At 71.6% G+C, this 17,605-nt stretch carries 16 protein-coding genes; 11 read left to right on the top strand and 5 right to left on the bottom strand.

The annotated features are described in order from the left end of the window. Positions 1-22 precede the first annotated feature (22 nt). From ACN4JJ_RS08330 to ACN4JJ_RS08285, 10 genes are all read left to right on the top strand, one after another. Positions 23-862 (top strand): amidohydrolase family protein, encoded by an 840-nt coding sequence (locus tag ACN4JJ_RS08330; RefSeq protein ID WP_440709441.1) that lies wholly within the window; start codon positions 23-25, stop codon positions 860-862. Further along, complete coding sequence (locus tag ACN4JJ_RS08325) at positions 859-1,884, top strand: aldo/keto reductase (protein ID WP_440709440.1); 1,026 nt, start codon at positions 859-861, stop codon at positions 1,882-1,884. The genes ACN4JJ_RS08330 and ACN4JJ_RS08325 overlap by 4 nt, the downstream gene beginning before the upstream one ends. A 182-nt stretch (positions 1,885-2,066) precedes the next feature. After that, a complete protein-coding gene (locus ACN4JJ_RS08320; protein WP_440709439.1) occupies positions 2,067-5,222 on the top strand; it encodes a Na+/H+ antiporter subunit A in 3,156 nt (1,051 codons plus the stop codon). Further along, positions 5,219-5,749 carry an NADH-quinone oxidoreductase subunit K gene (locus ACN4JJ_RS08315; RefSeq protein ID WP_291048420.1) on the top strand — a complete coding sequence of 177 codons (531 nt, stop codon included), beginning with the start codon at positions 5,219-5,221 and terminating at the stop codon, positions 5,747-5,749. The genes ACN4JJ_RS08320 and ACN4JJ_RS08315 overlap by 4 nt, the downstream gene beginning before the upstream one ends. Then, complete coding sequence (locus tag ACN4JJ_RS08310; RefSeq protein WP_440709438.1) at positions 5,746-7,374, top strand: Na+/H+ antiporter subunit D; 1,629 nt, start codon at positions 5,746-5,748, stop codon at positions 7,372-7,374. Before ACN4JJ_RS08315 ends, ACN4JJ_RS08310 begins: the two co-directional genes overlap by 4 nt. 11 nt (positions 7,375-7,385) lie before the next feature. Beyond that, positions 7,386-7,919: a Na+/H+ antiporter subunit E gene (locus ACN4JJ_RS08305; protein ID WP_440709437.1), complete on the top strand. Its 534-nt coding sequence runs from the start codon at positions 7,386-7,388 to the stop codon at positions 7,917-7,919. Then, positions 7,916-8,179 carry an MrpF/PhaF family protein gene (locus ACN4JJ_RS08300; protein WP_291048425.1) on the top strand — a complete coding sequence of 88 codons (264 nt, stop codon included), beginning with the start codon at positions 7,916-7,918 and terminating at the stop codon, positions 8,177-8,179. Before ACN4JJ_RS08305 ends, ACN4JJ_RS08300 begins: the two co-directional genes overlap by 4 nt. Further along, positions 8,176-8,568: a monovalent cation/H(+) antiporter subunit G gene (gene mnhG / locus ACN4JJ_RS08295; RefSeq protein WP_440709436.1), complete on the top strand. Its 393-nt coding sequence runs from the start codon at positions 8,176-8,178 to the stop codon at positions 8,566-8,568. Before ACN4JJ_RS08300 ends, mnhG begins: the two co-directional genes overlap by 4 nt. 107 nt (positions 8,569-8,675) lie before the next feature. Beyond that, positions 8,676-9,014, top strand: coding sequence for a helix-turn-helix domain-containing protein (locus ACN4JJ_RS08290; RefSeq protein ID WP_440709435.1), 339 nt, complete (start codon positions 8,676-8,678; stop codon positions 9,012-9,014). Next, complete coding sequence (locus tag ACN4JJ_RS08285; protein ID WP_440709434.1) at positions 9,011-10,309, top strand: HipA domain-containing protein; 1,299 nt, start codon at positions 9,011-9,013, stop codon at positions 10,307-10,309. The genes ACN4JJ_RS08290 and ACN4JJ_RS08285 overlap by 4 nt, the downstream gene beginning before the upstream one ends. A 115-nt stretch (positions 10,310-10,424) precedes the next feature. Here ACN4JJ_RS08285 and ACN4JJ_RS08280 read toward each other — a convergent pair whose 3' ends face one another. Next, entirely contained in the window at positions 10,425-11,186 is a 762-nt protein-coding gene (locus ACN4JJ_RS08280; protein WP_440709433.1) for a class I SAM-dependent methyltransferase, read from the bottom strand. A gap of 109 nt (positions 11,187-11,295) precedes the next feature. Here ACN4JJ_RS08280 and ACN4JJ_RS08275 point away from each other — a divergent pair, with 109 nt between their 5' ends. Continuing rightward, entirely contained in the window at positions 11,296-12,039 is a 744-nt protein-coding gene (locus tag ACN4JJ_RS08275; RefSeq protein WP_440709432.1) for a DUF429 domain-containing protein, read from the top strand. An 82-nt stretch (positions 12,040-12,121) separates the two neighbouring features. Here ACN4JJ_RS08275 and ACN4JJ_RS08270 read toward each other — a convergent pair whose 3' ends face one another. The 4 genes from ACN4JJ_RS08270 to ACN4JJ_RS08255 all read right to left on the bottom strand — a co-directional run bounded on the left by ACN4JJ_RS08270 (position 12,122) and on the right by ACN4JJ_RS08255 (position 17,499). Further along, positions 12,122-13,414 carry a helix-turn-helix transcriptional regulator gene (locus ACN4JJ_RS08270; RefSeq protein ID WP_440709570.1) on the bottom strand — a complete coding sequence of 431 codons (1,293 nt, stop codon included), beginning with the start codon at positions 13,412-13,414 and terminating at the stop codon, positions 12,122-12,124. 165 nt (positions 13,415-13,579) lie between these two features. Beyond that, positions 13,580-15,124: an aldehyde dehydrogenase (NADP(+)) gene (locus tag ACN4JJ_RS08265; protein ID WP_440709431.1), complete on the bottom strand. Its 1,545-nt coding sequence runs from the start codon at positions 15,122-15,124 to the stop codon at positions 13,580-13,582. 51 nt (positions 15,125-15,175) lie between these two features. After that, on the bottom strand, positions 15,176-16,300 hold the full coding sequence (locus ACN4JJ_RS08260) for a LacI family DNA-binding transcriptional regulator (RefSeq protein ID WP_440709430.1): 1,125 nt from the start codon (positions 16,298-16,300) through the stop codon (positions 15,176-15,178). Further along, positions 16,297-17,499 (bottom strand): fumarylacetoacetate hydrolase family protein, encoded by a 1,203-nt coding sequence (locus ACN4JJ_RS08255; protein WP_440709429.1) that lies wholly within the window; start codon positions 17,497-17,499, stop codon positions 16,297-16,299. The genes ACN4JJ_RS08260 and ACN4JJ_RS08255 overlap by 4 nt, the downstream gene beginning before the upstream one ends. Between the last annotated feature and the right edge of the window lie 106 nt (positions 17,500-17,605).

Raw genomic sequence — 17,605 nt, 5'->3', positions numbered from 1 at the left:
GCCGGCACCCGCCGCTCCCTGGATGATCGACGCGCACCAGCACTTCTGGGATCCCCGGGTGCGCGCGTATCCGTGGATGGACGAGTCGGTCGCGGCGATCGACCGGCCGATCGGGCCCGCCGACCTCCGGGAGGCCATCGCCGGCACTCCCGTCGCCGGCTCCGTGGTGGTGCAGGCGCTGCACGATCTGGACGAGTCGTTCGAGCTGCCCGAGATCACCGCGCGCGAAGACGTCGTGCTCGGCGCCGTGGTGTGGGTCGACCTGGCCGCTCCGGATGTCGCCGACCGCCTCGCCGAGCTGCGCGAGCACCCGGGGCACCTGGCCGGCATCCGGCACCAGGTGCACGACGAAGAGGATGCGGACTGGCTGCGGCGGCCGGAGGTCATCCGGGGCCTGAAGGCGGTTCAGGATGCCGGACTCGCCTTCGACCTGCTCATCCGGCGCCGCGAGAGCGCGGCCGCCCTCGCCCTGGCGGAGCAGCTGCCCGAGCTCACCCTCGTGCTCGACCACGCCGGCAAGCCCGCCATCGCCTCGGGCGAGTGGGACGACTGGCGGGAGTGGTTCGGCCGGCTGGCCGCGCTGCCGAACGTGAACTGCAAGCTCTCGGGGCTGGTGACCGAGGCGTCCTGGACCGGTTGGCGCGACCAGGGCCTCGAGCGCTACGGCCGGGAGGTGCTCGACGCTTTCGGCGCCGAGCGCACCCTGTTCGGCTCGGACTGGCCGGTGAGCCTGCTGGCCGCCCGCTACGAAGAGGTCGTCGACCTCGCCTGGCGGAGTGCTTCGTCGCTGTCCGACGCCGAACGCACCGCCGTGTTCGCCGGGAACGCCCGCCGTATCTACGCCCTGGAGGAGACCTCGTGACCGATCAGACTGCTGCCGCCGCATCCGGTGCCGCCTCGACCGCGGCACCCCTCGCCGCCCGCCGGCCGTTCGGGCGCGGGGGCCTCACCGTCGGGCCGCTCGGCTTCGGCGCGGCGCCCATCGCGAACCTCGGCCGCACCGTCAGCGACGAGGATGCCCAGGCGGCCGTCGAGACCGCGTGGGAGGCGGGCGTGCGCTACTACGACACCGCCCCGCACTACGGGGTGGGCCTTGCCGAAGAGCGCCTCGGCCGGGTGCTCGCCGGGAAGCCGCGCGACGAGTTCGTGCTCTCCACCAAGGTGGGGCGCGTGCTCGAGGTGAACCCCGGCGGGCCGCGGCAGGACGACGAGGGCTTCGACGTGCTCTCGCCGCTCGTGCGCCGTCTCGACTACAGCCGCGACGGGGTGCTGCGCTCGATCGAGGACAGTCTCACCCGCCTCGGCCTCGACCGCATCGACGTGGTGTTCGTGCACGACCCGGACGATTTCGCCGAGGAGGCGCTGGAGGGCGCGTTCCCGGCGCTGGAGGAACTGCGGTCGCAAGGCGTCATCACCTCGTACGGCGCCGGCATGAACCAGTCGGAGATGCTGGCGCGCTTCGTGCGGGAGACCGACCTGGACATCGTGATGTGCGCCGGGCGGTACTCGCTGCTCGAGCAGGGTGCGCTCGCCGACCTGCTGCCCGAGGCCGAGCGCCGCGGGGTCTCGGTGGTGGCGGCCGCGGTGTTCAACTCGGGGCTGCTGGCCCGCGCGCGCCCCGCGGCCACCGCGACCTACAACTACGCGCCCGCGCCGGCCGCGCTGCTCGGGCGCGCCAACCGCATCGCCGACGTGTGCGAGTCGTTCGGCGTCACCCTGCCGGCGGCCGCCCTGCAGTACCCGCTGCGGCATCCGGCGGTCCCGACCGTCTGCGTCGGCGCGCGCGACGCGGCGCAGATGGCGCGCAACGCCGCCCTCTTCGACACCCCCGTGCCCGAGGCCCTGTGGGCCGCGCTCCGCGAGGCCGGCCTCCTCGCCGAATGAGGTCATTCGGTTAGCGGATGCAGAAATTTCGAGGAGTGACGCCCTATAAGGCCTCACTCTGCGTTATTTCTGCATCCGCTAACCGAATCGGCCCTCAGCGACCCCGAGGAGGCCCCGGACCGAGCACCGCCTGCGCCGGGTAGAATGGAATTCCTGCCCTCTCCCCGACATGAGGAGTCCGCGTGATCCTGGTCCTGCTGCTGTTCGCAGGGCTTGCAGCGCTCACGCCCGCTCTCACGCGGGTGCTCTCCACGAGGGTCTTCTACGTCATCGCGGCCCTTCCGGCGGCCGCCTTCGCCTACACGCTCACGCAGACGAGCGCCGTGCTGGCCGGCGAGACGGTCACCGAGTACGTGCCCTGGATCCCGCAGCTCGGCATCGCCTTCTCGTTCCGGGTCGACACGCTCAGCTGGCTGCTCGCCCTCGTCGTCACCGGCGTCGGCGCCCTCGTGCTGATCTACTGCGCTCGCTACTTCAGCCCGAGCGAACCCCAGCTCGGCCGCTTCGCCGCCCTGCTGCTCGCCTTCGCCGGCACGATGTACGGCCTCGTCACCGTCGACGACATCTACATCATGTTCATGTTCTGGGAGATCACGAGCGTGCTCTCCTACCTCCTCATCGGCCACTACACCGAGCGCAAGGAGAGCCGCGGCGCCGCCCTGCAGGCGCTGCTCGTGACCACCTTCGGCGGGCTGGCGATGCTCGTCGGCATCATCCTGCTCACAGCGGATGCCGGCACCACGAGCATCGCCCAGCTGGTGTCCGACCCGCCCCCGGGCAGCGGCCTGGTCACCACGGCGGTCATGCTCATCCTGGTCGGCGCGCTGTCGAAATCGGCGCTCGTGCCCTTCCACTTCTGGCTGCCGGCCGCGATGGCCGCCCCCACCCCGGTGAGCGCCTACCTGCACGCCGCCGCCATGGTGAAGGCGGGCATCTACCTCATCGCCCGCCTCGCACCGGGCTTCGCCGACACCCCGGGCTGGACCCCGGTGCTCGTCACGCTCGGCGTCTGGACCATGCTCGTCGGCGCCTGGCGCTCGCTCCGCCAGAACGACCTCAAGCTGCTGCTGGCCTACGGCACGGTCAGCCAGCTCGGCTTCCTCACCGTCGTCGTGGGCTTCGGAACGAGGGATGCGGCCCTCGCGGGAGCGGCCCTGCTGCTCGCGCACGCCCTGTTCAAGGCCACACTCTTCCTGGTCGTCGGCATCGTCGACCACGACGAGGGCACCCGCGATCTGCGCGAGATCTCCGGCCTCGGCCGCCGCCGGCCCGTGCTCGCGGCGGTCGCCCTGGTCGCCGTGGCGAGCATGGCCGGCATCCCGCCGCTGCTCGGCTTCGTGTCGAAGGAGGCGGTGCTGAGCGCCTTCCTCTCGGCCGGCACCGGCGCAGACGGGGCCGAGCTGCAGCTCTGGGGCTGGGTCGCCCTGATCGGCGTGGCCCTCGGATCGCTGCTCACCGTCGCCTACAGCGCCCGCTTCTTCTGGGGCGCGTTCCTCACCAAGAAGGGCGAGGCGCGCGCCGCGGATGCCGCCCGCCGCGCCGCCGCCGAAGCCGACGGCCACGCGCACGCGCCGTCCCGCGGCATCCTGGTCGCCCCGATCGTGCTGACGCTGGCCACCATCGCCGGCGGCCTGCTCGCCTCGCAGCTCAGCCCGGCGCTGGAGACCTACGCCGACACCGTCCCGCACGACTTCGCCTTCGTGGCGGGGACATCCGGTGCCGAGGGCGGCCACGGCACCTACCACCTCGCGCTCTGGCACGGCCTGGAGCCCGCCCTCGGCATCTCGGCCCTGGTCATCGCCGGCGGCCTCGCCCTGTTCGCCCTGCGCAAGCCCTTCGCCCGCCTGCAGAAGAAGGTGCCGCCGCTGGTCGACTCCGCCCGCAGCTACTGGTCGATCGTGCACGCCGTCGACCACGCGGCCGCCCGCGTGACGCTGTTCGCCCAGAAGGGCGGGCTGCCGCAGTACCTCGGCACGATCCTGATCGTGTTCGTGATCTGCCTGGGCCTGGCCACCGCCTTCAACCGCAGCTGGCCGAGCGAGATCGTGCTCTTCGACTACCCCGTGCAGCCGTTCGTGGCCGCCGCCATGGCCGTGGCCGCCATCATGGCCGCGCGCGCCACGCACCGGCTCGCCGCCGTGCTGCTGGTGGGCGTCACCGGCTTCGGGATGGTCGTGCTGTTCGCCTTCCACGGCGCGCCCGACCTCGCCCTCACCCAGGCGCTGGTCGAGACCGTCACGATCGTGGTGTTCGTGCTGGTGCTGCGCCGGCTGCCGCCCAAGATCGCGCAGCACAACAGGCCGGTGCGCCGCGGCCGGCGCATCCTGATCGGCACGGCCGTGGGCGTGACCATGGGGCTCGTGGGCTTCATCGCCCTCGGCGCCCGGCAGGCCGGCAGCCTCGGCGACGAGCTCGCCCGGCTCTCGGTGGAGGAGGGCCACGGCCAGAACATCGTGAACGTGATGCTGGTCGACATCCGCGCCTGGGACACCATGAACGAGCTCAGCGTGCTGATCGTGGTGGCCACCGGCGTCGCGAGCCTGATCTTCATCACGGGGCGCAACTTCACCATCCCGCGCCTGCGCGAATCGCGCGGGCGCCGCCAGGGCTCGCAGCGCGCGGAGCTGGTCGACGATCCGCACACCACCGACGAGGCTCCGGATGACCGGCAGCACTCGTGGCTGCTGGGCGGCCGCACGCTGGCGCCCGAGAACCGCTCCCTCGTGCTCGAGGTGTTGGTGCGGTTGATCTTCCACCCCGCGATCGTGGTGTCGATCTTCCTGCTCTTCGCGGGGCACAACCTGCCGGGCGGTGGCTTCGCGGCCGGCATCCTGGCGGGGCTCGCCCTGATCGCGCGCTACCTGGCCGGCGGCCGCTACGAACTCGGCGAGACGCTGCCGATCGGGCCCGGCGTGCTGCTCGGCGCCGGCATGCTGCTGGCCACCGGCACCGCAGTGGGCTCGCTCTTCCTGGGAGCGGATGTGCTGACCAGCGCGTACTTCTCCGCCGAGGTGCCCCTGCTCGGGTACATCTCCTTCGGCACCTCCACCGTCTTCGACATCGGCGTGTACCTCGTGGTGATCGGCGTGGTGCTCGACATCCTGCGCGCGCTCGGCGGCGAGGTCGACCGGCAGCAGGCCGAGGACGACGTGGACGCCTCGCCCGACGACCACTCGGTCACCGCCGACGAGGCCGACACCCGGGGCCGGGTCGCCGGCCGCGACACCAACGGCGCCGAACGCGGCACCCGCGGTGCCCGCGCCGCCGAGGCCCGCACGCCGACCGCTTCCCGCACCCCCTCCGACACGGAGCCCGACCCGATCGGAGGCACCGCATGAGCGCCTCCCTCACCCTCGTCGTGCTGATGGCCGTGATGTACGGCACCGGCGTGTACGTGATGCTCGAGAAGAGCCTCACGCGCATCCTGATCGGCTTCCTGCTGGTGGGCAACGCCACCAACCTGCTGATCTTCATGATGTCGGGGCGCTCCGGCAGCTCGCCGCTGGTGGGTGCCGACGGCGTGGCCGCGGAGGACATGGTCGATCCGCTGCCCCAGGTGCTGATGCTCACCGCGATCGTGATCAACTTCGGCATCACGGCCTTCATCCTGGCGTTGATCTACCGCTCCTGGTGGCTGTCGAACCTCGGCGACGAGGGCGACGACGTGCTGGCCGACGAGGACGACCAGGATGCGCTCGAGCAGGACGAGGCCGAGATCTTCCATGCCTCGCTCGACGACGACGACCTCGCGGTGCGGCACGTGCTCGAGGAGGGCGCGGAGTCGGACGACGATGACGACGACGATCCGGATCGGCCGCCCACCACCGAAGAACCCAGCGAGCAGGAGAGGGACGTGATGCGATGACGAACGCGCTCGTTCCCCTGCTCGTGATCGTGCCACTGGTCGGTGCCGCCATCACGCTCATCCTCGGCCGCTACCCGCGGCTGCAGATCGCCATCTCGGTCAGCGCGCTGACCCTGGTGACCGCCCTCGCCGCCGTGCTGCTGGCCGTGGTCGACCGCACCAGCGAGCCGATCGTGGTGAAGGTCGGAGGCTGGGAGCCGCCGTTCGGCATCGTGCTGGTGGTCGACCGGCTCTCGGCGATCATGGTGGTGGTCTCCGCGCTGATGCTGCTCGGGGTGCTCATCTTCGCGGTGGGCCAGGGCATCGCCGACCGCGACCGCGACACCCCGGTCTCGATCTTCCATCCGACCTACCTGATCCTCGCCGCGGGCCTCTTCGACGCCTTCATCGCGGGTGACCTGTTCAACATGTACGTGGGCTTCGAGATGCTGCTCGCGGCCAGCTACGTGCTGCTGACGCTCGGCGGCACCGGCTCGCGCATCCGGGCGGGCACCACCTACGTGGTCGTCAGCCTGGTGTCGTCGCTGCTGTTCCTCGGGGCGATCGCGCTGATCTACGGCGCGACCGGCACGGTGACCATGGCGCTGCTCAGCGACCGCATCCGGGAACTCCCCCTCGACGTGCAGGTCATCCTGTGCGCCGCACTGCTGATCGGGTTCGCGGTGAAGGCGGCCGTGTTCCCGCTGTCGTTCTGGCTGCCGGACTCGTATCCCACCGCGCCCGCCCCGGTCACGGCCGTGTTCGCGGGGTTGCTCACGAAGGTGGGCGTCTACGCCATCATCCGCACCGACAAGCTGCTGTTCTTCGATGTGCCGCTGCTGATTCCGCTGCTCATCGTCGGCGGGTTGACGATGGTGATCGGCATCCTGGGCGCCCTCGCCCAAGCGGATGTGAAGCGGCTGCTCTCGTTCACGCTGGTGAGCCACATCGGCTACATGATCTTCGGGGTGGCGATCGGCACCGAGCTCGCCACCGGCGCGACGATCTACTACATCGTGCACCACATCATGGTGCAGACGGCGCTGTTTTTGGTGGTGGGGCTGATCGAGCGGGTGGGACACTCGACCTCGATCACGAAGCTCGGCGGGCTGCTGAAGGCCTCGCCGTTCGTGGCGATCCTGTTCTTCATCGGGGCCCTGAACCTCGGCGGCATCCCGCCGTTCTCGGGCTTCCTCGGCAAGATCGGCCTGTTCGAGGCCGGGGCCGCGGCACCCGGACCGCTGGTGTACGTGATGATCGGCGCCGGAGCCGTCACCTCGCTGCTCACGCTGTATGCGCTCATGCGGGTGTGGAACATGGCGTTCTGGCGGCCGGCGAAAGACGTCGAGGGCTACGAGTCGCCGATGCTGAAGTCGTTGCAGGAGAGCCCGGATGCCGTGGTCGGCACCGCGACCGGCGTGCGCGCCGCGAAGGGTACGGTCCTCGGGTCGTCGAAGCTGATGGTGGCGGCCACCACCGGACTGGTGGCGCTCACGCTCTGCCTCACGGTGTTCGCGGGGCCGCTGTTCGATCTGGCGCAGCGGGCGGCCGGCAACGTGGCGACGCCGGAGAACTACGTCGACTCCGTGTTCCCCGACGGGGTACCGGGGTCGTCGTCCTCGTCCACGCCCGGGGGCACCCCGTGAAGGCGCGGATCGTGAGCGGTCTCGTGCCCTTCCTCGGCCTGGTGCTGCTCTGGATGCTGCTCTGGGGCCAGTTCACCTGGCTGTCGCTGGTGACCGGGGTGCTGCTGGCGATGCTCGTCTCGGCGGTCTTCTACCTGCCCGCCGTGCGCCTGAGCGGGCGGCTCAATCCCGGGTGGGCGCTGCTGTTCTTCCTGCGGCTGCTCTGGGACATCGTGCGGGCCTCGCTGCAGATCGCCTGGCTCGCCGTTGCGCCGGGATACCGGCCGTCGAACGCGATCATCGCGGTGCCGCTGCGCACCCGCTCCGACCTCGTGATGACGTTCACCGCCGAGGCCGTCTCGTTGGTGCCGGGGTCGATCGTGCTCGACATCGACCGCGAGTCGGCGACGCTCTATCTTCACGCGCTGAACGTGCACTCGGTGTCGGAGGTCCCGGCGCTCAAGCGGGAGGTGCTGGCCACCGAGCGGCGGCTGATCCTGGCCGCGGGCTCGGCAGACGATCTCGCGCGGCTGCGCGAGGCCGAGGCGGAAGGGGGCGCCTCGTGATCGTCGTCGTCATCATCGCCGGGCTGCTGATGGCCGTCGGCGCCATCGGAGCCATCTGGCGCATCATCCGCGGGCCGTCCGCGCTCGACCGCATCATCGCCTCGGACGTGCTGGTCGCCACCGCGATGATCGCGATCGGCGCCGAGATGGCCATCAACGGCCACACCGACAACCTGCCCGTGATGCTGGGGCTCGCCCTGTTCGGCATCGTCGGCTCGGTCAGTGTCGCCCGCTTCATCTCCTCGAGGGACGACACATGACCCCCGCCGATCTCTTCTCCTTCGACCTGGACGGCGTGCCGGGCATCGGCCTCCGGGACGTCGTGACGGCCGTGCTCGTGCTGCTCGCCGCGCTGATGTGCTTCGCGGCCGGCATCGGCCTGCTGCGCTTTCCCGACGTGCTCTCGCGACTGCACGCGGCCACGAAGCCGCAGATCCTCGGCCTGATCGCGATCGTGGCCGATGTGGCGGTGACGAACCCCTCGCTGGGCACCATCACCCTGGCGGTCGCGATCGTGTTCTTCCAGTCGCTCACCGCGCCCGCGTCAGCCCATATGGCCGGCCGGGCCGCCTACCGCACCGACCACTTCCGCCGCGACCTCCTCGTGACCGACGAGTTCACCCCCCGCGACGGGCACTCCGAGGTGTAACACAAACCGTACATCTTGAATATGTCGCAATTGCGTTACATTCGGATGAAGTACGATCTCCGTCACACCCTTCCGAGATACGATCGGCGGGTCGCTAAGGAGGCCGGATGCGCGCCAGGACAGCCGACGACGTCGGGCGCCTCGCCCGGCAGCGCCGCCAAGACCAAGGACGATCGCAGGCCGAGGTCGCCGAGGCAGCCGGCGTCACCCGCCAGTGGCTGGTGCGCTTCGAGCAGGGCCGGAGCGACGTGTCCCTCCGGAATGTGATGGCCGTGCTGACGGCGTTGAAGCTCGAGCTGGCACTCGAAGCGCAGGCACCGCATCCTCGGACCCACGCCGATCGCGCCGAGGTCCCGATGATCGAGTGGGAGGATTCCGGCACGTCCGAGGCGCTGGGCCGTGGCCGGGCCCTGCTCGAACAGGTCCTCCGCGACAGGCTGTCGTGAGCGCCGAGCTCGAGGTCGAGCTCTACGGCACCCATGCAGCCGTGCTCACCCGGCTGCGTGCCGACGAGTACCTCCTGGAATACCAGCCGGACTGGGCCGCTCGGCCGGACGCCGTTCCGCTCTCGCTCTCGCTTCCGCTCAGCAGCCGGCGCCACCGTGGCGAAGCGGTGTGGAACTACCTCGACAACCTCCTGCCCGACAACCCGGAGGTCCGTGAGCGCTGGGCCCGCGCGGCCGGCCTGGAGAGGACCGACCCGTTCGCCCTGGCAACCCACTACGGGCAAGACGTCGCCGGCGCCGTGTCATTCCGCGCTCGTGGCAGCGCAACCGGGGGGAGCAGGGTGCCTCTGAGCGACGCCGACGTGGCCGAGCGGATCCGGATCGCCCGCCTCGACGCGACGGCCTGGCACGACGATTCCCGCCCACCGGACGGCCAGTTCTCACTCGGCGGCACACAGGCGAAGTTCTCCCTGGCTCTGCAGGATGGGCGCTGGTACGAGACGGCGGGAGACCATCCGTCGACTCACGTCTTCAAGCCGCAGGTCACCGGTCTGGTCGACGGCGAGATCGTGGAATACGTGATCATGCGCGCCGCGGCGGAACTCGGCATCCCCGCCGCGCGCGTCGAGATGGCGTCATTCGAGGGCGAGCACTCCCTCGTCGTCGAGCGCTTCGATCGCGCTCCGGGAACGGAGTTCCCCCGACGGCACCAGGAGGACCTCGCCCAATCGCTGGGCCGGCCGCGGCTGCGCAAGTACGAACGTGACCGAGGTCCATCCTCCGAGGAGATCGCCCGGCACCTGCGGGCGCATGGTGGGCCGTACGCCGAGCAATCCGGATCACGATTCGTGCGGATGCTGGCGTTCTCCTGGATCGTGCTCAGCACCGACGCGCACACCAAGAACTACTCGGTGTTCCTCGATCCGTCTGGCGCATTGCTCACGCCGCTGTACGACGCGTCATCGATCATCCCGTATCTCGGCGAGAACGGGCTCGACGCCGAGTCCGTGCGGAATCGGGCCGCGGATCGCACCCTGGCGATGCGCTACGGCGCCTCCTACCGCGCGGGCGATGCCGGTGGATTCGAGCTCAGCGCCATCGCGCGCAGCTGCGGGATGCCGTCGACCGAGCTGCTCGAACTGGCCGCCAGCTACTGTCTGGCGCTGCCCGACGTGGTGGAGCAGATCGCGGCCGCTCTGCCGGCGCCGTTCCGCACGGATGCCGTGCAGCGCCTGGTCGCCTGGCTGCCCCTGCGCACTCGGCAGGCGTTGGATGCCCTTTTGCCCTTCCTCTAACCGGCCTTCCTCTGAACCGGCCTTCCTCCACCGTGCCGAGAAGGGCGCTGCGTTCGGAGGGGCTTGGGTTCGACCGGGCGGAGGTCATGAGCCGAGCCTGGGCCGCCCGACGGCCTCAGCGGCGAGTGACGACGATCAGGTGGTCGGAGCGGGTGCCGAGCTCGCCGTCGGGGCCCTCCATCTGCTGGGCGGCGTACTCGATCGTGGCCATCCAGGTGCCGTCCTCGGGGAGGGCGAGCGCCTCGAGGGTCTGCGCGGCCGTGGGGAGCACGACGTCGGAGGGCGGGCCGGCGAAGGCCGGGAAGGTGGCGTGCGAGAGCAGCACGAGACGCCCGCCGGGGGCGACGGCGGCCCAGGCACGGCGGAGGATCTGCTCCCGGTCGAGCCGCACCATCGAGTGCAGGAACGACGCCGTGACCAGCTCGTAGGTTCCGCTCGGGAAGTCGTCGTTCAGGTCGTGCTGCTCGAAACGAACGGATGCCCCGGCCGGCAGCTCCTCCGAGCGGAACGCCTCCTCGGCGAGCGCCCGCGAACCGTCGACCGCCACCTGCGAGACGTCGACCCCGGTGGCGTCCCAGCCGCGGTGCGCGAGCCAGAGCGCGTCGGCGCCCAGTCCGCAGCCGAGGTCGAGCGCGCGGGCACCGGGCGACGGCGCGTCGGGCAGCGCGTACGCGAGCAGGGCGTTCACCTTGCCGCTCCAGCGCGGGCCGGCCCGGTAGAAGTCGTCCCAGGTCTCCGCGACGTCGGCATCCGGATCCACCGGCGGTCGCCCGCCGGCCCCGTGCTGGTGCCCCTCCTCGTGGTGGGCGTGCGCGGGTTCGTGCGCGGGGCTGTTCTCGCGGTCGGGGCGGGGGGTCTCGGCGTCGTGTTCGGTCACAGCCCCACTGTGCCGCACCGTGCCCTCCTCAGCACAATCCCGTGCCGAATCAGCACGCCGGCTCCTCGCGGATCGTCGGGTGGGAGGGGCGGCGGGCTAGCCTGGGGAGATGCTCACCGCCGGAGTCGACCTTGCCGCCGAGAGCAAGGGAACCGCCCTCGCCGTGCTCGACTGGACCACCGAGGGCGCCGTGCTCACCGAGCTGCACCTCGGGGTCCACGACGAGCAGATCGTCGAGACGGCCGCATCCGTCGCCAAACTCGGCATCGACTGCGCCCTGGGCTGGCCCGACGGCTTCGTCGACTTCGTCGTGGCGCACTCCGACCCCGCATCAGGGGCCCGATTCGACGGCGGCCTCGACTGGCGTCGCACCCTCGCCTACCGCGAGACCGACCGGCGCGTGCGCGAGGTGACGGGGCGTTGGCCGCTCAGCGTTTCGACCGACCGCCTCGGGCTCACCGCCATGCGCTGCGCCGGGCTGCTCGGCCGGCTGCGCGATCGAGGGCTGGATGCCGACCGCGCGGGCGCAGGGCTCGTCGCCGAGGTCTACCCCGGCGCCACCCTGCGGCTCTGGGGCTTCGACACGACCGGATACCGCACGAGCGCCGAGAGCCGGGCCGTGCTGCTGGACGCGATCGCGTCGAGCGCTCCGTGGCTCCGGCTGAACGGCCACGAGCCGCTCATGATCGCCTCCGGCGACGCCTTCGACGCCGTGGTCGCCGCGCTCGGCACCCGGGCCGCCGCCCTCGGGCACGCGGATGCTCCGGGCCCCGATGATCTGGAGCGCGCCCGCCGCGAGGGCTGGGTCGCCCTCCCCACGGTGTCCCTGACGGCACTCGACCCGCGGCCCTGAGCCGCCCGGCGGCGCCCGGCGGCGCCGGGGCGAGCGCACCCGCCACGGCGCGACACGGCATGTCGCGAGGGGGCTCGGCGCGCTAGGAGAGCAGCCCGGGAAGGCGGGTCGCCGCGTCGATCGCATCGGCACGGCTGCTCACGCCGAGCTTGCGGAAGAGGGCGCTGGCCTGCGACTTCACGGTGTTCTTGGTGACGTGCTCGAGCGAGGCGATCTCGTCGTTGGTGCGGCCGTCGACGATGTGCCGCAGCACCACCTTCTCCCGCCCGGTGAGGCGGGGGCGGGCCCGGGAAGGCATCGATGTCACCGGCGCGTGCACCAGATCGAATCCCGGGTGCCCGAGCGGCACGCCGGCGAGCGCGGACAGGCGCATCCGTTCGTCCGGGGTGGCCCGCAGGAACGGCGCCACGTGCCCGTCGGGCTCGGCGAGCGTGTAGGCCGAGCGGAACAGCTCGCCGGCGATGTCGTCGTTGCCGAGGTCGAGGTTGGCGATGGCCGCCACCAGCGCCATGTTGATGGTGGTGCCGATGAGCCCCCGGCCGCCGTCGATGTAGGAGGCGGCGAGCGAGGTGGCCCGGTGCGGATCGCCGTCGCGCAGCCGCGTCCAGGCCAGAGCCGAGGCGATCAGTTCGCCCCCTAGCTCGTCGGTGGAGCCGTGCGCCGTCTCGAAGACGGTTCGCGCTCCGTCGACGTCCCCCACGGCCAGGTGCAGGTAGGCGCTGACCGCACAGGTCAGCCAGGCGTTCATGCCACTGCTCAGCGTGCGCGGGAAGTGCGCCCGCACCGAGGAGTTCAACCGGGCGAGGCCGGCCTGCGGCGAACCCTTCGCCACGGCCTGCAGACCCTCGACGTAGCTGTGGATCGCCCAGGAGGGAGCCGCCTCGAGGAACACGCCGTCGGCGAGGGCGGCATCGACCGCCGCCTCGTCGGCCCGGGCGAGACCGACCAGCGCCTGCGCCAGCCGGGTCGACTCCGGGAGCTCGCTCTCGCCGGCGATCCGGAGGCTCTCGGCGATCCATTCGCCGGCGTTCCGCAGATCGCCGCCGAACGCGTGCACGATGCCGGCCGATCCGGCGGCCGAGGCCGCGATGTCGCGCTGCCCGTAGAGCACCGCCTCCGCGTGCGTGCGCTCGTAGCCGCGCAGCGATTCCACCGAGCGCCCGGCCACGGCGAGCGTGAGCGCCCACTCCAGGCGGAGCGGCACGAGGCTCGGGCGCAGCGGCTCGAGTGCCGCATCCGGAACGTCGTGCAGCAGCTCGTGGCACTCCCTCACGTCGGAGAGCGCCTCCGCGTATCGCCCGGCCGAGCGGGAGAGCACCGATTCCGCCGTGAGTCGTTCCAGGGCAGCACCCAGCCCGGGAATCGCGTCGGCCATATCGGTCACACCTCGACGCTACCGGCAAGGGGCGTCGCCCGCTCATCCCTCACAGCATCCATCCGGCGGCCCCGCAGCGAAAGCCCGAACACCGTCGAGTGGTCGTACAGTCGTCGTGCGCCGCGCACCGGGTCGGCGGCCCGACGTGCCGGTGCCCGCCCGGGCTCAGGATGCGAGCACGAGCGCACCGTCGATGCGGCGCGGGATCGAGGTGGTCGCGTCGCGGAGCTCTTCCGGCAGCGCCGACTGAGGGGCGTTCTGCCAGGCGAGCGGGCGCAGGAAGCGGCGCACCGCCGTGACGCCCACCGAGGTGTGCTGCGAGTTGGTGGAAGGCCACGGGCCGCCGTGCTGCTGGGCCCAGGTGACGCGCACGCCCGTGGGGTAGCCGTTGAACACGATGCGGCCGGCACTCGCCTCCAGCGACGGCGCGAGCTCGGCGATCACGTCGGACTCCTCGTCTTCGACGTGCAGCGTCGCCGTGAGCGAGCGCGGGATGCGGCCGAAGGCCTCCGCCACCTGCTCGAGCGACTCGTAGCGGGCGACGACGATCAGCGGCCCGAAGCACTCCTCGGCCAGCTCGGCGCCGAGGCCGGCGGCGGTGGTCTCGAGCAGGGTCGGCGCGACCGAGAAGCCGGCGGCCGGGCCCTCGCTGTCGGAGGTTCCGGATGCCGCGCCCGCAGCCGCAGCGGTGCCGTGCGCCACCTCCACCGCGCCCGCCGCCTTCAGCCGGCCCTCGATGTCGCCGAACGAGCTCTGGATGCGGTCGTTCAGCAGAACCTGCGGAGCGGCGTCGGTGGTGAGTGCGGCGAGCGCGTCGACGATGGCCTGACCGGATGCCCCGGCCGGCACGAACGCGATGCCCGGCTTCGTGCAGAGCTGGCCCGCCGAGCCGGTGTACGAGGTGAACAGGCCCTCCGCGATGGCGCCGCCCCGGGCATCCGCCGCCCCGGGAGACACGACGAGCGGGTTGATGCTGGAGAGTTCGCCGAAGAACGGGATGGGCTCCTCGCGGGTGTCGATCGCCTTCTGCAGGGCCTCGGCGGCCCCGAGCGAGCCGGTGAACCCGGCCGCCTTGATGGCGGGGTGCTTCACCAGCTCGACACCGGCGGCCTGGCCGTAGACGATGCCGAAGGTGCCGCGGGGCGCACCCACGGCCTCGGCCGCCGACTGCAGCACCTCGAACGAGCGCTTGGAGGTGAGCAGGTGCGATCCGTGCGCCTTCACGATGACGGGCGAGCCCGCCGCGATGGCCGAGGCCACGTCGCCACCGAGCACCGAGAAGGCGAAGGGGAAGTTGCTCGAGCCGAACACGGCGACCGGGCCGATCGACACCAGCATGCGCCGCACGTCCGGACCGGGGCCGAGCGGGGTGTCGCCCGCGTGGTCGATCGCGGCCTCGACGAAGCTGCCCTCGCGCACCGCCTCGGCGAAGAGGCGGAACTGGAAGGCGCTGCGGCCCGATTCGCCGGTGAGGCGGGCGACGCCGAGGCCCGTCTCGGCGTCGGCGGTGGCCACGAGCTCGTCGCGGGCGGCCTCGACGGCGTCGGCCATGGCCTCCAGCAGCTGGGCGCGGAACTCGCGGCCGCGGCTCTGCAGCTCGTGCGCCGCGGTGGCGGCGCGGCCGGCGAGGGCGTCGACCCCTGCGGGTGTGGTGGGCTCGATCGTGGTGGCAGCGCTAACACCGGTGCGCGGATCGGTGGTCTTCAACATTGTGCGTCCTTTGGGAGTGGGGGCTTCGAGGGGGTGAGGGAAGAAGGAAGGTCAGGCGCTCTCGCGCGCCACGACCGAGAAGCCGAGATCCACCTCGGCGGTCTCGGCGGAGGTGTGGTTCATCCGGGCCAGCAGCAGCTCGCCGGCGACGGTGCCGATCTGGCGGTTGGGCACCGCCACGGTGGTAAGCGTCGGAACGAGGTGCCGGCCGATCTCGAAGTCACCGAACCCGGTGATCGCCAGATCGTCGGGCACCCGGATGCCACGGCGCGTGCACTCGAGCAGCGCACCGGCCGCGAACACGTCGCTGGCGAACATCAGCACGTCGGTCTCGGGGTGCAGCTTCAGCGTCTCGTCGAGCAGGCGGCGGCCGGTCTCGTAGTCGACGGTGGAGGTGCCGGAGTCGACCACGCGTACCGCCTCACCGGGGAACAGCTCGGGTACGGCCTCCTCGAAGCTCGCCCGGCGGGCGGCGGCACGGAAGTCGCCGCGCTGCAGCGATCCGGCGAACGTCGGATGCCGGTAGCCGCGCTCCTGGGCGAACTCCACGATCGCGCGGATGGCGTGGCGGTTCGAGAAGCCGACCAGGCTGTCGATCGGGTCGTCGGTGAGATCCCAGGCCTCGATCACGGGCACCTTCGACTCGCGCAGCAGGTGCGTGGTGTTGGCCGAGTGTTCGGTGCCGACGATGAAGATGCCGTCGGGGCGCCGGCCGAGGAAGGCCCGCACCAGCTCCTCCTCGTGCGCCGGGCGGTAACTGGTGGAGCCGATGAACAGCTGGTAGCCCGCGGGGGCGAGGATCTCTTCGAGGCCGTGCAGAGCATCCGCGAACACCGAGGCCGAGATGGCCGGGATGATGGCGGCTACCGTCATGCTGCGGTTGGAGGCGAGGTTCGAGGCGGCGAGGTTCGGCACGTAGCCGGTCTCGGCGATCGAGGCGCGCACGCGCTCGAGCGTGAACTCGGAGACCAGCTCGGGGGTGCGGATGCTGCGGGAGACGGTCTGCGGCGAGACCTGCGCGTGCCGGGCGACGTCGTCGAGGGTGACCGTGTTGGTGGAGCGGCGCGACGGGCGCGCGCCCGGGGTCTCGGTGATGGGCGCCGTCGTCGACTCCGCCATCACCACATCCGCCGGTCCGACCAGGGACTCGGCGACCGCCACCCCGTCGCTGCTCACAAGAGTTGCCGCCTGGCGAGGTTCGCCATCAGCGCGCCGATCCCGAACTGCCACGGTTCGCACCTCTCGCTCTGCTCGACCTGATTGACCAGACTACCCAGTCGGGCCGAGGAGATCCGCACGATGTCGCCGGTCTTGTGCGTGAAGCCGCGTTCGGGCTCGTCGCGGTCGACGATCGGGGCGAACATCGTGCCGAGCATCAGCACCGCGCCGTCCGGGTACTGGTGCTGCGGGCCGAGCAGCTGCCCGACGAGCTCGAGCGGATCGCGGCTGATCTGCGCCATCTCCGAGCTGCCGTCGAGCCGGAATCCGTCGTCGCCCGTGATCTCGAGCGTCACGGTCATCGAGCGCACCGCGTCGAGGTCGAAGCTCTCGTCGAAGAGCCGGATGAGCGGACCGAGCGCGCAGGAGGCGTTGTTGTCCTTCGCCTTGGGCAGCAGCAGCGCCGAGCGGCCCTCGACGTCGCGCAGGTTCACGTCGTTGCCGAGGGTGGCGCCCACGATCCGGCCAGCGGAGTCGACGATGAGCGCGACCTCGGGCTCGGGGTTGTTCCACTGCGAGGTACTGAGCACGCCCACCTGAACCGCCGTGCCCATGGCCGAGAGGGTCGGACCTTTGGTGAAGATCTCGGCGTCGGGGCCGATGCCCACCTCGAGGTACTGGCTCCACAGGCCCTCGCCCACGAGGTACTTCTTGAGGGCGATGGCGGCCTCGGATCCGGGGCGCACCTCGCGCAGGTCGGTGCCGATCTCGGCCAGGATGCTCTCCCGCATCCGGGCGGCCGCCTCGGCGTCGCCGCGCACCCGCTCCTCGATCACGCGCTCGATCATCGAGACCGCGAAGGTGACACCGGCGGCCTTCAGCACCTGCAGGTCGACCGGGGCGAGCAGCCACGGCTGAGCCTGGTCCCGGGTGGCCGCCGTGGTGTTGGCGTAGATCTCGTCGAAGCCGCCGAGCCGCGCGCCGTCGCGGGCGGCCTCGCGGGCGGCGGCGGCGGGCTGCTCCTGCTCGGTGAGCGCGCTCACGGTGGCGAAGCGGTGGCTGAGGTCGAACACGCCCTCCGCGGTCACGAGCACGGGCGAGGGCCCGTCCGCCTCGGGCAGCCACACCCGCCCCACCAGTGCGCCCGCGTAGCCGTCGCCCGGCAGAGCCTCGGCGGCGGTTCCCGCCCAGGGAGTGGTGGGGGTGGTGCTGGTCATCGGAACTCCTACGTTCGGTGAGGGTGCGGGCGGAAGTGGGGGTGGGGGTGCGGGTGCGGGTGCGGACGGAAGTGGGGGTGCGGGTGGGGGGTGCGGGCGGAAGTGG

It is taken from the genome of Herbiconiux dendrobii (assembly GCF_052048175.1).
In the GTDB taxonomy this organism is placed as follows: domain Bacteria; phylum Actinomycetota; class Actinomycetes; order Actinomycetales; family Microbacteriaceae; genus Herbiconiux.
This window is presented reverse-complemented; position numbering and strand designations above follow the sequence as displayed.

Excerpts from the sequence above, each read along its gene's own strand:
- ACN4JJ_RS08290 (WP_440709435.1), top strand. The coding sequence starts at position 8,676 with ATGCGCGCCAGGACAGCCGACGACGTCGGGCGCCTCGCCCGGCAGCGC.
- ACN4JJ_RS08255 (WP_440709429.1), bottom strand. The coding sequence starts at position 17,499 with ATGACCAGCACCACCCCCACCACTCCCTGGGCGGGAACCGCCGCCGAG.
- ACN4JJ_RS08315 (WP_291048420.1), top strand. The coding sequence starts at position 5,219 with ATGAGCGCCTCCCTCACCCTCGTCGTGCTGATGGCCGTGATGTACGGC.
- ACN4JJ_RS08310 (WP_440709438.1), top strand. The coding sequence starts at position 5,746 with ATGACGAACGCGCTCGTTCCCCTGCTCGTGATCGTGCCACTGGTCGGT.
- mnhG (WP_440709436.1), top strand. The coding sequence starts at position 8,176 with ATGACCCCCGCCGATCTCTTCTCCTTCGACCTGGACGGCGTGCCGGGC.
- ACN4JJ_RS08270 (WP_440709570.1), bottom strand. The coding sequence starts at position 13,414 with ATGGCCGACGCGATTCCCGGGCTGGGTGCTGCCCTGGAACGACTCACG.
- ACN4JJ_RS08265 (WP_440709431.1), bottom strand. The coding sequence starts at position 15,124 with ATGTTGAAGACCACCGATCCGCGCACCGGTGTTAGCGCTGCCACCACG.
- ACN4JJ_RS08275 (WP_440709432.1), top strand. The coding sequence starts at position 11,296 with ATGCTCACCGCCGGAGTCGACCTTGCCGCCGAGAGCAAGGGAACCGCC.
- ACN4JJ_RS08330 (WP_440709441.1), top strand. The coding sequence starts at position 23 with ATGATCGACGCGCACCAGCACTTCTGGGATCCCCGGGTGCGCGCGTAT.